Below are 14,020 nucleotides of genomic sequence, written 5' to 3'. Positions count from 1 at the left end.
CTCCCAGACCGCCTGGGCGCTCCTCGCGCTCCTCGCCGCCGGCCGTCGCGACACCCGCCCGGTCGCCCGCGGTGTCACCTGGCTGACCGAGGCCCGCACCCCGACGGGGATCCTCAGAGCAGGGACTCCAGCGGGACCGACGGGTCGGCGAGGGCTTCCGGGTCGTGCTGCCGGCGGTCCCGGATCAGCTCCTGGATCGTCTCGGTGACATCCCACACGTTGACGTTCATCCCGGCGAGGACGCGGCGGTCCTTCAGCCAGAACGCGATGAACTCCCGCTTCCCGGCGTCGCCCCGGATGATCACCTCGTCGTAGGAGCCTGGCGGGGCCCAGCCGGAGTATTCGAGGCCGAGGTCGTACTGGTCGGAGAAGAAGTACGGGACGCGGTCGTAACTCACGTCCTGGCCGAGCATGGCGCGGGCGGCGGCCGGTCCGCCGTTCAGGGCGTTCGCCCAGTGCTCGACGCGCAGCCGGACGCCGAGCAGCGGGTGGGCGGCGGCGGCGACGTCCCCGGCGGCGTAGATGTGCGGGTCGGAGGTGCGCAGGGAGGCGTCCACGGCGATGCCGCCGCCGTGGGCGCGGTCGGCCATCTCCAGGCCCGCGGCCTCGGCGAGGGCGGAGCGCGGGGCGGCGCCGATCGCGGCGAGCACGTCGTGGGCGGGGTGCTCCTCGCCGTCGTCGGTGCGGGCGGCGAGCACCATGCCGTCCTGGCCGGTGATCTCGGTGAGGCGGGCCCCGAAGTGGAAGCGGACGCCGTGCGCGCTGTGCAGCTCGGTGAAGATCTGGCCCAGCTCGGGGCCGATGACCTGGTGCAGCGGGGTGGGCTCGGCCTCGACGACGGTGACCTCGGCCCCGTAGCCGCGGGCGGCGGCGGCGACCTCCAGGCCGATCCAGCCGGCTCCGGCGATGACCAGGTGGCCGTTGTCGCGGCCGAGGGCGGCGAGCACGTTGCGCAGCCGGTCGGCGTGGGCGAGGCGGCGCAGGTGGTGGACGCCGGCCAGGTCGGTGCCGGGGACGTCCAGGCGGCGCGGTTCGGAGCCGGTGGCCAGGAGCAGCTTGTCGTAGTGGATGACGGTGTTGTCGCCGAGCTGCACGGTCTTCGCGTACCGGTCGAGCACGGTGACCGGCTGGCCGAGGTGCAGTTCGATGTCGGCGCCCGCGTACCAGGCGCGTTCGTGGGTGAAGACGCTGTCGCGTTCGGCCTTGCCGTCCAGGTAGCCCTTGGAGAGCGGCGGTCGTTCGTAGGGGTGGTCGCGCTCGTCGCCGATGAGGATCACCCGGCCGGTGAACCCTTCGGCGCGCAGCGTTTCGGCCGCCTTCGCCCCTGCGAGTCCTGCTCCGACGATGACGAACGTCTGGTGTGCGTCGACCACTTGATGCCTCCTCAGTGCTGTGCTGCGCGGCGCCCCCAGCTGCGAGCGTCCCGCACGCAGCGTGATGGCGAAAGAGGGTGTGCCCCGGACAGGTCACACCCAGTGGTCAGATGTCCGGCCCCTTCCAGTCTGCCGGTCACCCACGGCGGGCGGTGAGCGCGGCGTGCAGGGATCGTGCGGAGGCGTCGGTGAGGGCGGCGATCTGGTCGACGAGGACCCGCTTGCGGGCGTGGTCGTCGGGCGCCTGGTCGAACAGGGCGCGGAAGTGCGGTTCCAGGCCTTCGGGGGCGCGGGCGGTGAGGGCTGCGGCCAGCTCGGCGATCACGACGCGTTGGTCGGCGCGGATGGCCTCCTGCTCGGCGCGCTGCATGACGTAACGGTCGGCGACCGCCTTGAGCACCGCGCACTCGTGCCGCACCGCGCGCGGGACGACCAGCTCGGCGCCGTACCGGCCCAGGCGGCCGGGGCCGTACACCGCGCGGGTGGCGGTCTCGGCCTCCGTGCAGAAGCGGCCGATGAGCTGGCTGGTGGCGTCCTTGAGGCGGGCCTGGGCCACGGCGGAGCCGTCGTAGCCGTGCGGCCACCAGTCCTGGTCGATCAGCCGGTCCAGGGCCTCGGACAGCTCCTGCGGGTCGGTCCCGGCGGGGACGTAGCGGCCGATGGCGACCGCCCAGATCTCCTGGCGCTCCGGCTCGGCGTAGAGGCAGTTGGGGTCGATGTGGCCGGCGTGCAGCCCGTCCTCGAAGTCGTGGACGCTGTACGCCACGTCGTCGGACCAGTCCATGACCTGGGCCTCGAAGCAGGTGCGGTCCTCGGGGGCGCCCTCGCGGGCCCAGGCGAAGACCGGGACGTCGTCGGCGTACACCCCGAACTTGGCGGAGTGCGGGTCGGTGGGGTGCGCACCGCGTGGCCAGGGGTACTTGGTGGCGGCGTCCAGGGCGGCCCGGGTGAGGTTGAGTCCGACGCTGACCAGGTCTCCGGTGCGCGGGTCGCGGACGAAGCGCTTGGGTTCCAGGCGGGTCAGCAGGCGCAGCGACTGGGCGTTGCCCTCGAAGCCGCCGCAGTCGGAGGCGAAGTCATTGAGCGCCTGTTCGCCGTTGTGGCCGAACGGCGGGTGGCCCAGGTCGTGGGCGAGGCAGGCCGTCTCCACGAGGTCGGGGTCGCAGCCGAGGACCGCGCCCAGCTCGCGGCCGACCTGGGCGCACTCCAGGGAGTGGGTGAGCCGGGTGCGGGGGCTGGCGTCCCAGACGAGGGAGCGGGTGCCGGGCGTCACGACCTGGGTCTTCCCGGCGAGCCGGCGCAGGGCGGCGGAGTGCAGGACCCGGGCGCGGTCGCGCTGGAAGGCGGTGCGGCCGGGGCGCTTGTCCTCCTCGGTGTCGAAGCGCTCGGTGTCGGAGGAGCCGTAGGGGCTGCTCGGCCCCCGTCCGCTCGGTGCGCTTGGTGTGTTCGGTGCGCTCAGTCCGCTCTGTGTGCTCGGTGCGCTCGGTCCGCTCTGTGTGCTCTGTGTGCCGTGTGTCCGGTCTGCCCCGTGTGCGCCCTGTGTGCCGTCCATGGTTCCGACAGTAGCGACCGGGACGGACAACGTGGCGTGAGCGGGCCCGGGTGTCAGGCGGAAGCGAGCAGGCTCACCGCGTCGGCCGGGGTCGGGGCGCCCGCTGAGGCGGCCCGTGCCTGGTCGTAGCGGTGCAGTACGAGGCGGGCCAGCGTCGGGTGGGCGCCGAGCGGGGCGGCCGCCCGGTGCGGTACGGCGTCGGCGCAGGCGCTCGCGAAGCGGCCGGGGGCGGTGAAGTACGAGGCGACGAAGGTCCGGTGGCGGCCCCGGGCGGCCAGGGCGCGCAGGGCGGCCGGGACGGTGGGCGTGGCGGCGGAGGCGTACGCGGGGACGACGGGCACGCCGAGGCGTTCGGTGAGCGCGCGGGCGGTGTACCGGGTGTCCCGGGCGGAGTCGGGGTCGCGGGATCCGGCGGCGGCGAGGACCACGGCGGCGTGGCGGCCCCCCTGGTCGGCGGGGTCCCAGCCGGCCTCGACGAGCCGCCCGTACAGCGCCTCGACGAGCAGGGGGTGGGGGCCCAGCGGCGCGGCGATCCGGGTGCGTACGCCCGGGGCGGCGGCCGCCCCGGCGGGCAGGTCGTGCTTGACGTGGTGGCCGCGTCCCAGGAGCAGCGGTACGAGGACGGCGTCGGCGCCGCGCAGGCCGTCCAGGGTGTCCGGGAGCAGCGGCCGGTTCAGCTCGATGTGGCCGAGCCGGACGTCGAGGCCGGGGCGCAGGTCGCGCACCCGGTCCAGGAGGGCCAGCACGGTGCGCAGGGCCTCCGGGTCGCGGCTGCCGTGCGCCACGGCGACCAGGGACGGGGCAAGGGCTTCGCGCCGCTCCTCCGCGGGGCGGTCGGGCTGCCCGGTGCGGTGCGTGGGGCTGCGGGTTCCGTTCCGGGGGACGAGGCCGCGCTGGGCGCCGAGCCGGTCGGTGACGCGGGTGGGGAGGTGCGCGGCGCCGTCGGTCGGCGGGGGCGACCGGTGGGGCTGTTCGGGGGGCTGCTCCGTCATGGACCGATAGTGCCGGGCGAAGGTTGCCAGGTCGTTGCGCAAGGGTCACAGCCGTTTTCCGCCGCCTCACGGTGAGGGCGGGGGCGGTGTGCGTACGCGGGCTCGGTCCGCTCCCCCGCCCGTGTCGGACGCCACAGACCTGGGCGGCCGGCGAACCTTTGCGGCATCCCGGTCGTCAGGTGGGGTGGGGGCAGGTGGCGCGACGGCGCGACGGCGCGAACGGACGCGATCGGACAGAGGGACGACAGGGGGTTCTGGTGCGCGGAAAGAACGGTGGGAGCGGGGCGGCGAGGGAGAGACGGTCGGTGCGCGGGCGGTGGCCGCAGGGGCTCCGGCTGTCGGTACGGTCCACCCGGCGGCTGTCGGCGCGGCCCGTCGCCCCGCTGGTGCCGGAGCGGTTCGCCTTGCGGCTGCCCCGCACCCGGCGGGTGCAACGGCGGCTGGTGCAGGGGCTGGTGGCCGCCTGTGTGCTGGCCCTGGTGCCCGCGACCTGGATGCGGCTGGAGGCCGGCGACCGGGTGGGCACGACGGCCGAGGCTCCGGCGCGGGAGGTCGCCGTGGTGTTCGGCGCCGGGCTGTGGAAGGGCCGGCCGACCCCGTACCTCGCGCACCGGCTGGACGCGGCGGCCGAGCTGTACCGCACCGGGAAGGTGAAGGTCGTCCTGGTCACCGGGGACAACAGCCGCGTGGAGTACGACGAGCCGGACGCGATGCGTACGTATCTCACCGGGCTCGGGGTGCCGGACGAGCGGATCGTGAGCGACTACGCCGGGTTCGACTCCTGGGACTCCTGCGTCCGGGCCAAGAAGATCTTCGGGGTCGACCGGGCGGTGCTGGTGAGTCAGGGCTTCCACATCCACCGGGCGGTCGCCCTGTGCCGGTCGGCCGGGATCGACGCGTACGGCGTCGGGGTCGACGAGCCGCGGGACGCCACCTGGTACTACGGCGGCGCCCGGGAGCTGGCGGCCTCGGGCAAGGCCGCGCTGGACGCCCTGCTCCGGCCCGACCCGCGTTTCCTGGGGCCGGAGGAGCGGGGCGTGACGGAAGCGCTGGCGTCGGGGGCACGCTGAACGGGCCCGTCCGAAGCGCGGAACCGTCGCCCGGGACGAACCCGGGACGAACCCGGCACCAGCACCCCCCACCACCAGGGTTCCGTCCTCAATCGCCGGACGGGCTTGAACGGGTCCACCGCCCCCCGGGGATGAGGACGCCGCCGGTCCGCAGCGAGCGGGTGACGGCGGTCGCGGCGAGGTAGACCCAGGCCCGCACGGATCCCCCGGATCCCTCGGATCCCTCGGACGCCCCGGATTCCCCGGACGCCCCGGTCTCCCCGGCTCCCCCGGCCTCCAACGCCCCCCGCGCCGGCAGCTCGACCTCGCGGACGACGCGTTCGTACAGGTTGCGCGGGTGGCCGGGGCCGAGGAACTCCTCCAGGTGGTCCAGCAGCCCCAGCAGTTCCCCGTACACCCCGGGCGCGGCGACGAGCAGGGTGCCGTGGACGCGGCCGTGGCCCTCGATCGCGTACGGGTAGCCGGGGCCTTCGTAGAGGAGGGCACGGGGCAGCACGGCCGGCCGTTCCCCCGCCGTGCGGCCCCGGAGGAACAGGTCGTGGTTGGGTTCCCCCGGCAGCAGCGTCCCGTACACGAAGAAGGGCAGCTCGGCGGCGACGGGGCGGCCGGGGGCGGTCGTGGTCATGGCCGCCGTCACAGGGCTGCCGGGGGCGCCGTCTCCGCCGTCACCCAGCCGAGGTAGCGGGCACTGCCCCGGATCACCGGCAGGGCGATGATCTCCGGCGTCTCGTAGTCGTGCTCCCGCTGGAGGTGTTCCTCCAGTTCGTCATAGCGTTCCGCCGTCGTCTTGAAGAGCACCTGCCACTCCTCGGTCGTCTCGATGGCGTTCTGCCACCGGTAGACGGAGGTGACGGGTGCGGAGATCTGCGCGCAGGCCGCCAGCCTGGCCTCCACCGCCGACCGCGCCAGGGCGTGGGCCTTGTCCTCGCTGTCGGTCGTGGTCAGTACGGTCAGCCATGCCGGCGGCGCTGTCATCGTCGGTCTCCTCGGAGTACGGCGGGCTCTTCGCCCGTGGGCCTTCCCTGCGATTGTCGGCCCACGACGGGTCAGGCGCCGTACGGACGGAGGTTCCGGGCGTCGCGCAGGGCGGTGCCCCACCACACCAGCTGGTCCAGCAGGGTCTTGGCCGCCGCGTCGGCGGGCTCCGGGTCCAGATGGCGTCCCTGGTCGTCGAAGAGGGCGCCGGCGTTGTGGAAGGACACGGTGTCGCGGACGGTGACGGTGTGCAGTTCGGCGAAGACCTGCCGGAGCTGTTCGACGGCCCGCAGCCCGCCGGAGATGCCGCCGTAACTGACGAAGGCGACGGGCTTGGCCTGCCATTCCTCGCCGTACCAGTCGATGAGCGTTTTCAGCGGTGCGGGGAACGAGTGGTTGTACTCGGGGGTGAGGACGACGAAGGCGTCGGCTGCCGCGAGCCGGGCGGAGACCGCGCCGAGCCGCTCCGCCTCCTCGGGCCCGGCGCTGAAGGTGATCGTGGTCGGCAGGCCGGCCTCGGCGACGTCGACCAGGTCGGTCTCGATGCCGGGGTGGCTCGCCGCGCGGGCCAGGAACCAGTCGGCGACGACGGGACCGAAGCGGCCGTCGCGGTTGCTGCCGAGGATGACGGTCACTCGGAGGGGGGCGGGCTCGGTGACGGGCACGGTGGATGACGTGGGTGACGTGGATACGGCTGTGGTGTCCATGGCGTCGAGCTTTCTCCCTCAACCATGGTTGAGGTCAAGCGCGCCCGTCCGGGACCTGGCCTGTCCCGGTCCGGACGGCCCGCCTACGGTGGCCGCATGACGACGCACCGGCCGAACACGCCCCTCCCGTACATCGAGTTCGACGGCCGCCCGGCCACCGAGGAGGACCTGCGGATCCCCACCCTGTACGGCTACGGCCACTTCACCGCCATGCAGGTGCGGGACGGCCGGGTCCGCGGCCTCGGCCTGCATCTCGCCCGGCTGGACGCCGCGAACCGGGAGCTGTTCGGCCTGCCGGTGGACGGCGACCGGGTGCGGGAGCTGATCCGGCACGCCCTGGACGGGGCGGGGCTGCGGGACGCCTCGGTGCGGGTGCACGGCTATCTGCCGCCCGGCGCGACGCACACGACCCTGATGGTGACGGTCCGGGAGCCCGCCGCCGGGCCGGCCGGGGCGCGGAGCCTCATGTCGGTGCCGTACGCGCGCACGGCCCCGCACATCAAGCGGCCGGGCGAGTTCGGGCAGACGTACTACGGGATCCTGGCGGGGCGGGCGGGGTTCGACGAGGCGCTGCTGACCGCGCCGGGCGGGGTGGTGACCGAGGGGTCGATCACCAACGTCGGATTCTGGGACGGCAGTTCGGTGGTGTGGCCCGACGCCCCGGCGCTCGCCGGCATCACGATGTCTCTGCTGGAGCGGGGACTGGAGCGGGCCGGCCGGCCGTCGGCGCGCCGCCCGGTGACCCTGGAGGGCCCGGACGGGGTGGGCCGCTTCCCGGCCGCCTTCGTCTGCAACTCGCAGGGCATCGCTCCGGTGCGGCGGATCGACGGCACCGCGTTCGCGATCGACGAGGAGCTGATGAGGGAGTTGGGCACGGTGTACGACGGCGCCCCGGAGGACGCCGTGTGAGACACCCCGCACGGGAGGGTGGGGGCGCCCGCCCCGGCCGTGCCGGACCATGGGGGCATGCAGATCCATATCGAGGCATCGGCCCTCCCCGGCCGCGACTGCGGACCGGACAGCGACTTTCCCGGGTACGCGAACATCCACGTCGGCGTCCAGCGCAAGGACCGGCCGGGCGAACTGCTCGACCCGCACCCCGGGGACGCCCCCTCCGCCTCGTGGGTGCTCGACTGCACGGCCACCGCGACGGCGGACGGGGTCGAGGTATCGGGGCCGTACGTCCAGAACCGGCTGGGCGGGCGGTTCGTCTATCTGTCGTGGGGCACGGTGGACGACGCCGGGGTCTTCACCATGTTCCGGCGCGCCAAGCTGATGTTCGACGACATCGCCCCGGACGTCCTCGAAGCCGCCGCGCGCTCCGGACACCTCACCGGGCAGCTCGGGCTGACCGACGCCAAGGGGCAGCCACTGTGCGCCCGGGTGCGCCCGCCCCAGATCATCTGGAGCGCCACGGACGGGACCTAAGAGCCGGGAGGGGCGGGCGGAGCCCGAGGAGCCTGGAGGGGGGCGCGGGGCGGAGCCCGAGGGGGCGGGTGCCGGGGGCGGGAGCGGGAGCGGCCAGGAACCGGGGGCCGGGGCGGGAGCGGCCGGAGGCGGATCCGACACCGCCCCCTCCGGTCCAGGGGGGGTGGACCGGAGGGGGCGGGTGCCGTGGGGGCGGGGAATCCGTCCCGTGGGGGGTGTCATGCGTGTGCCCGGGGCCCGCGAGGTCATACATGTGACCTGTGTCACACACCGTCGCCCGCCTCACCCGATCGGCACCCGGACCGGCAGCACGGACCGAACGGCCCAGCCGCACCGCCACGACCTGCGGTGATCCATTCCGGCAAGGGTGCCGCGCCGGTCCGTACGGGTGAAAGCTGACCCCGCGTCAGAAGGCGTGGCGGGCCCCGCCCCCGTTGGCTCGGGGACAGGACACACCCGCTCGCGCCGTTCTGCCCGGAGGATCCCCATGCGCAGTCCTGCCCGCCTCGTGACCGGCACCGTCGGTGCCGCGTTCACCGTCATCGCGTTCGGTCTCACCGCCGCCGCTCCGTCCGCGTACGCGGGCGACTTTGGCCGTCTGGAGATCACCCCGTCGACCGCGGCACCCGGTGCCACCGTCACCGTGAACACCACCGCCTGCGGCAAGAAGGGCTCGGGCATCGGCGACGCGAACTCCCTGGACGCCGGGGACTTCGAGATGCGCCCCGGCACCCACAAGGAGGTCGTGGTCGGCAAGTTCACCGTGCCGCACGACACCCGACCCGGCACCTACGAGATCATCGTCTCCTGCGACAACGGCAAGGACGCGGTCGGTGATCTGGAAGTGATCGGCGGCGGCAAGCACGAGAAGCCCATCCACGACCGCCCGTCCGGCCATGTGCGGACCGGGGTCGGCGGCAGCGTCGAACCGAACTCCACGCAGGTCGCTCTCGGCGTCGGCGTGATCGGCCTGGCCGCCGTGGGCGGGCTGTGGCTGCTGCGCCGCCGCACGGAGGGCGCCGAAGGAAGCTGAACCCCCGCTTCCCCCCTGACCGGGCGGGGCGCGTCCCCGAGCGCGCCCCGTCCGCCCCGGACCACCGACCGAGGACGACGCCGTGTCACCGAGCGCGCAGAAGGCCAAGGGCTGGCTGGTGGGCATCGCCGTGCTGTGCGGCATCTGGCTCGTCCAGAACGGCCCCGGCGGCCAGCTGATCCCGCCGCAGCCCTCCAGCGCCCAGGCCTTCGCCGCCGGGCCCCAGCTCCAGCCCGGCTCCCCGGTCGCCGAACCGATGAACCCCTCCGAGCCGGTCCGCATCCGCATCCCGAGCATCGAGGTGGACGCGCCGATGACGCGGCTGGGGCTGGCCGCCGACGGCAGCCTCGACGTACCGCCGGACGAGGACCGCAATCTCGCGGGCTGGTACGAGGGCGGCGCCCCGCCCGGCGCGCGGGGCACCGCGATCGTCGCGGGGCACGTGGACAACGCGGACGGCCCGTCCGTCTTCTACGCCCTGGGGGCCCTGACCAAGGGGACCGCGGTCGAGGTGGTCCGCGAGGACGGGCGCACGGCCGTGTTCTCGATCGACGCCATCGAGGTCTACGACAACGACGACTTCCCCGACCAGCGCGTCTACGGCGACTCGCCGCACGCGTCGCTCCGGCTGATCACCTGCGGCGGCGGCTTCTCGAAGGAGACCGGCTACCAGGGCAATGTGGTGGCGTACGCGCACCTCACCGAGGTGCGCTGAGAACCCCGGCCGTTCTCACGCGTTCCACTGGTCGAAGCCCAACTTGGCGACCAGCGAGAACACCACGGTCAGCAGCACCGCCCGGACGAAGCCGCTGCCCCGGCTCAGCGCCATCCGGGCCCCGATCATCCCGCCCGCCAGGTTGAAGACCGCCATCACGGCCGCGAGCTGCCACAGCACGGTGCCCTGGTACGCGAACATCGCCAGCGCCCCCGCGTTGGTGCACACGTTGACGATCTTCGCGGTGGCCGACGCGGTCAGCAGGTCCAGGTGGAGCACGGCGCTCAGGGCCAGCACCAGGAAGGTGCCGGTGCCCGGTCCGAACAGCCCGTCGTAGAAGCCGATGCCGCCGCCGACCAGCACGATCGCCGTGACGATCCGCCCCCGGGCGACCGGGCGGTCCGTGCCGTCGCCCGCCGCGGCAGTGCCGAAGGACGGACGCAGCAGCACGAAGGCCGCGACCCCCAGCAGCACGACCATGATCACCGGTCGGAGCACCTCGCTGCTGATCCCGGCGGCGAAGAACGCCCCGGTCATCGACCCGGCGAGCGCCATCAGCCCGACCCGCACCGCCAGCCCCACCCGTACCGGGGCTCGGCGCAGGAACGTCACCGCGGCGCCGGAGGTGCCCACGATCGCGACGGCCTTGTTGGTGCCGAGCACCTGGGCCGCCGGGACGTTCGGCAGGCCGAGCAGCAGCGCGGGCAGGAGCAGCAGTCCGCCGCCGCCCACCACCGCGTCGATCCACCCCGCGGCGGCCGCGGCGAGGCAGAGGAGCACCAGGGTGGTCAGGGTTATGTCAGGCACGACCCGACATTAGACGCCTGTCGCCGGGGCTCTTCGCCGAGGGCCTTCCGTTCGGATCCGGCCTGATCCGGCCCGATCCGATCCGGCCTGATCCGGCCCGATCCGGCACGATCCGGCCGAACGGAAGGCCCTCGGCCCCTCACAGGGCCCCGGCACCGTCGCTGAGCGCAAGGTTCCGCCCGGGAAACAGGCGGGATGCGGCCGGGTAACACCTCCCGCCCACGCTCGGGGCATGAGGACAACCGACGGAGGCCACTGAGATGCCGGAGCCCATCTTCGACCCGAGCGCCACCACCGCCGCCGCCCTGGAGACCACCCCGAACGCCCTGGCGCACAGCGCCGTTCCGACGATCGTGGTCGTCGGGCACGGCATGGTCGGTCAGCGGTTCCTGGAGGCACTCGCCGACCGCGGGCTGACCCCGGCGGCCGGCGCCGCCCGGGTCGTCGTGCTCTGCGAGGAGCCCCGGCCCGCCTACGACCGGGTGCGGCTCACCTCGTACTTCGACGGGCGGAGCCCCGAGGACCTCTCCCTGGTGGAGGCGGACTTCATGGACCGGCACGGCATCGAGCTGTACGTCGGCGACCCGGCGACGGGCGTCGACCGGGCGGGGCGGACGGTGACCGCGCGGTCCGGCGCGGTGTTCCCGTACGACACGCTGGTGCTGGCGACGGGCTCGTACCCCTTCGTGCCGCCGGTGCCGGGGAAGGACGCCCGGGGCTGCTTCGTGTACCGGACCATCGAGGACCTGCTCGCGATCGAGGAGTACGCGAAGGGCGCGGCCACCGGCGCGGTGGTGGGCGGGGGGCTGCTCGGTCTGGAGGCGGCCGGGGCGCTGAAGGGGCTCGGGCTGTCCACCCATGTGGTGGAGTTCGCGCCCCGGCTGATGCCGGTCCAGGTGGACGAGGGCGGGGGCGCGGCGCTGCTGCGCACGATTGTGGACATGGGCCTCGCCGTGCACACGGGGGTGGGTACGCGGGAGGTGCTGGCGGGCGCGGACGGTGCGGTGAGCGGGATGGCCCTCTCCGACGGCTCCTCGCTCGACGTCGATCTGGTGGTCTTCTCGGCGGGGGTGCGGCCCCGGGACCAGCTGGCCCGGGAGTGCGGTCTGGCCGTCGGGGAACGCGGCGGGATCGTCGTGGACGAGGAGTGCCGGACGTCGGACCCGGCGGTGTTCGCGATCGGCGAGTGCGCGCTGGCCGCCGACGGCCGGGTGTACGGGCTGGTGGCGCCGGGCTACGAGATGGCGCAGGCGGCGGCCGAGGTGATCGCGGGCGGCCGGTCCGCGTTCACGGGGGCGGACCTGTCGACGAAGCTGAAGCTGCTCGGCGTGGACGTGGCCTCGTTCGGCGACGCGCACGGGGCGGCCGACGGTGCGCTCGACGTCGTGTACTCCGACGCCCGGGCGGGGGTCTACAAGAAGCTGGTGATCGGGCGGGACGGGACGCTGCTGGGCGGGGTGCTGGTCGGGGACGCGGATCAGTACGGCACGCTGCGGCCGATGACGGGCACGGTGCTGCCGGTCGCCCCCGAGCAGCTGGTGCTGCCGGCCGGGGCGGGCGGCCCGGTGGCGCTCGGCCCCTCCGCGCTGCCGGACGAGGCGGTGATCTGCTCCTGCCACAACGTGACCAAGGGCGCGATCTGCGGGCACACCACGCTGCCCGAGGTGAAGAAGTGCACCAAGGCCGGTACGGGATGCGGCAGTTGCCTGAAGGTGATCGGTCAGCTGATGCCGCCGCCGGCGGACGCGGGGCTGTGCGGCTGCTTCCCGTACAGCCGCAGCGAGCTGTACGAGATCGTCCGCACCCTGGAGGTCATCTCCTTCGCCTCCTTGCTCGACTCGCACGGCCGCGAGGAGGCGCGGGGCGGGGACGGCTGCGAGGTCTGCAAGCCGACGGTCGGCTCGGTCATCGCCTCGCTCGCGCCGACCGTGGGCGCCAGCGGCTATGTACTGGACGGCGAGCAGGCGGCGCTCCAGGACACCAACGACCACTTTCTGGCCAACCTCCAGCGCAACGGGTCGTATTCGATCGTGCCGCGCATCCCCGGCGGTGAGATCACCCCGGAGAAGCTCATCGTCATCGGCGAGGTGGCCCGCGACTTCGGCCTCTACACGAAGATCACCGGCGGCCAGCGCATCGACCTCTTCGGCGCCCGGGTCGACCAGCTGCCGCTGATCTGGACGCGGCTGGTGGACGCGGGCTTCGAGTCCGGGCACGCGTACGGGAAGTCGCTGCGCACGGTGAAGTCCTGTGTGGGGCAGACCTGGTGCCGCTACGGCGTGCAGGACTCCGTGCGGATGGCGATCGACCTGGAGCTGCGCTACCGGGGCCTGCGCTCCCCGCACAAGCTGAAGTCGGCGGTCTCCGGGTGCGCCCGCGAGTGCGCGGAGGCCCGGGGCAAGGACTTCGGGATCATCGCCACCGCCCAGGGCTGGAATCTCTATGTCGGCGGCAACGGCGGGGCCACCCCGCGCCACGCCGACCTGCTGGCCCAGGACCTCTCCGACGCCGAACTGGTGCGGCTGATCGACCGTTTCCTGATGTTCTACATCCGTACCGCCGACCGTCTGGAGCGCACCTCGGCCTGGCTGGAGCGGATCGACGGCGGCCTGGAGCACGTCCGGGACGTGGTGGTCCACGACTCGCTGGGGCTCTGCGAGGAGTTGGAGCGGATGATGGCCGACCATGTCGCCGGCTACCGCGACGAGTGGGCCGAGACCATCAACGACCCGGACCGGCTGCGGCGCTTCGTCACCTTCGTCAACGCCCCCGACGCCCCCGACCCCTCGGTGAGGTTCGTTCCGGAGCGGGACCAGATCAAGCCGGATCTGGAGCTGCTCGCGGGGCCCGTGCTCGCCGTCCGCACCCTCGAAGGGACCGCCTCCTGATGACCACCGCGACGATCACGACAGCGCGGGACACCGGATGCGTCCGGCTCGCCCACGGGAAGGACTGGCTGACGGTCTGCGACCGGGCCCTGCTGGTCCCCGGGCGGGGAGTGGCGGTGCTGCTGCCGGACGGGGACCAGGCGGCCGTCTTCATGGACCGGGCCGGCCGGGTGTACGCGATCGGCAACCGGGACCCTTTCACCGGGGCGTACGTCCTCTCGCGCGGCCTGCTCGGCTCGGCGGGCGGGCGGGCGTTCGTGGCCTCGCCGCTGCTGAAGCAGCGCTTCGACCTGGCGACGGGCGCGTGTCTGGACGACGAGGGGGCGGCGGTGCCGGTCTTCCCCGTACGGGCGGACTGACCGACCGGCGCCGGGGACTGCCGGGTCGCGGGTCGCGGCCTGCGCAACTCCGCCGCCGACCGTTCACTCGCGCGTGACGCTCCGTCAACTCACGTCTCCTACAGTCCTGACGCGCGACCCG

The 14,020-nt window shown here is 73.8% G+C and carries 15 protein-coding genes; 8 read left to right on the top strand and 7 right to left on the bottom strand.

What is annotated here, in order from left to right; genetic code table 11:
* Positions 1–208, top strand: a 208-nt coding sequence (locus tag AB0F29_RS08085; RefSeq protein WP_361868679.1) for a hypothetical protein, incomplete at its 5' end; no start/stop codon positions are given.
* Here AB0F29_RS08085 and AB0F29_RS08080 read toward each other — a convergent pair.
* The 3 genes from AB0F29_RS08080 to AB0F29_RS08070 form a co-directional block, all read right to left on the bottom strand.
* Positions 114–1,373: an FAD-dependent oxidoreductase gene (locus AB0F29_RS08080; protein ID WP_361868676.1), complete on the bottom strand. Its 1,260-nt coding sequence runs from the start codon at positions 1,371–1,373 to the stop codon at positions 114–116. The two genes, AB0F29_RS08085 and AB0F29_RS08080, sit on opposite strands and share 95 nt — an antisense overlap.
* 136 nt (positions 1,374–1,509) lie before the next feature.
* Entirely contained in the window at positions 1,510–2,925 is a 1,416-nt protein-coding gene (locus tag AB0F29_RS08075; protein WP_361868673.1) for a deoxyguanosinetriphosphate triphosphohydrolase, read from the bottom strand.
* Positions 2,926–2,978: 53 nt separating this feature from the next.
* On the bottom strand, positions 2,979–3,917 hold the full coding sequence (locus AB0F29_RS08070) for a sirohydrochlorin chelatase (RefSeq protein ID WP_361868672.1): 939 nt from the start codon (positions 3,915–3,917) through the stop codon (positions 2,979–2,981).
* 359 nt (positions 3,918–4,276) lie between these two features.
* Between AB0F29_RS08070 and AB0F29_RS08065 the strand changes: the two genes are divergently transcribed.
* The gene (locus AB0F29_RS08065; RefSeq protein ID WP_361868737.1) at positions 4,277–4,987 is read left to right on the top strand and encodes an ElyC/SanA/YdcF family protein; all 711 of its coding nucleotides are present in this window, start codon (positions 4,277–4,279) and stop codon (positions 4,985–4,987) included.
* An 88-nt stretch (positions 4,988–5,075) separates the two neighbouring features.
* On the opposite strand, the gene AB0F29_RS08060 is transcribed toward AB0F29_RS08065, so the two are convergent.
* The 3 genes from AB0F29_RS08060 to AB0F29_RS08050 form a co-directional block, all read right to left on the bottom strand.
* Positions 5,076–5,612 (bottom strand): gamma-glutamylcyclotransferase family protein, encoded by a 537-nt coding sequence (locus AB0F29_RS08060; protein ID WP_361868669.1) that lies wholly within the window; start codon positions 5,610–5,612, stop codon positions 5,076–5,078.
* An 8-nt stretch (positions 5,613–5,620) separates the two neighbouring features.
* Entirely contained in the window at positions 5,621–5,962 is a 342-nt protein-coding gene (cutA, locus tag AB0F29_RS08055) for a divalent-cation tolerance protein CutA (protein ID WP_361868667.1), read from the bottom strand.
* Between the two features lie 71 nt (positions 5,963–6,033).
* On the bottom strand, positions 6,034–6,669 hold the full coding sequence (locus tag AB0F29_RS08050) for an NAD(P)H-dependent oxidoreductase (RefSeq protein WP_361868665.1): 636 nt from the start codon (positions 6,667–6,669) through the stop codon (positions 6,034–6,036).
* A 96-nt stretch (positions 6,670–6,765) separates the two neighbouring features.
* Here AB0F29_RS08050 and AB0F29_RS08045 point away from each other — a divergent pair, with 96 nt between their 5' ends.
* From AB0F29_RS08045 to AB0F29_RS08030, 4 genes are all read left to right on the top strand, one after another.
* Entirely contained in the window at positions 6,766–7,578 is an 813-nt protein-coding gene (locus tag AB0F29_RS08045; RefSeq protein ID WP_361868662.1) for an aminotransferase class IV family protein, read from the top strand.
* Positions 7,579–7,635: 57 nt separating this feature from the next.
* Complete coding sequence (locus AB0F29_RS08040) at positions 7,636–8,097, top strand: DUF5990 family protein (protein WP_361868660.1); 462 nt, start codon at positions 7,636–7,638, stop codon at positions 8,095–8,097.
* A 487-nt stretch (positions 8,098–8,584) separates the two neighbouring features.
* Positions 8,585–9,130 (top strand): hypothetical protein, encoded by a 546-nt coding sequence (locus AB0F29_RS08035; protein WP_265601757.1) that lies wholly within the window; start codon positions 8,585–8,587, stop codon positions 9,128–9,130.
* Between the two features lie 82 nt (positions 9,131–9,212).
* A complete protein-coding gene (locus tag AB0F29_RS08030) occupies positions 9,213–9,845 on the top strand; it encodes a class F sortase (RefSeq protein WP_361868657.1) in 633 nt (210 codons plus the stop codon).
* 15 nt (positions 9,846–9,860) lie between these two features.
* Here AB0F29_RS08030 and AB0F29_RS08025 read toward each other — a convergent pair whose 3' ends face one another.
* A complete protein-coding gene (locus AB0F29_RS08025; RefSeq protein ID WP_361868654.1) occupies positions 9,861–10,652 on the bottom strand; it encodes a TSUP family transporter in 792 nt (263 codons plus the stop codon).
* A gap of 260 nt (positions 10,653–10,912) precedes the next feature.
* Between AB0F29_RS08025 and nirB the strand changes: the two genes are divergently transcribed.
* Together nirB and nirD are read left to right on the top strand one after the other, a co-directional pair.
* The gene (gene nirB, locus AB0F29_RS08020; RefSeq protein ID WP_361868651.1) at positions 10,913–13,540 is read left to right on the top strand and encodes a nitrite reductase large subunit NirB; all 2,628 of its coding nucleotides are present in this window, start codon (positions 10,913–10,915) and stop codon (positions 13,538–13,540) included.
* Entirely contained in the window at positions 13,540–13,899 is a 360-nt protein-coding gene (nirD, locus tag AB0F29_RS08015; protein WP_361868648.1) for a nitrite reductase small subunit NirD, read from the top strand. The genes nirB and nirD overlap by 1 nt, the downstream gene beginning before the upstream one ends.
* The last annotated feature ends 121 nt before the right edge of the window (positions 13,900–14,020 follow it).

Source organism: Streptomyces sp. NPDC026589, from assembly GCF_040638385.1.
Lineage (GTDB): Bacteria > Actinomycetota > Actinomycetes > Streptomycetales > Streptomycetaceae > Streptomyces.
This window is presented reverse-complemented; position numbering and strand designations above follow the sequence as displayed.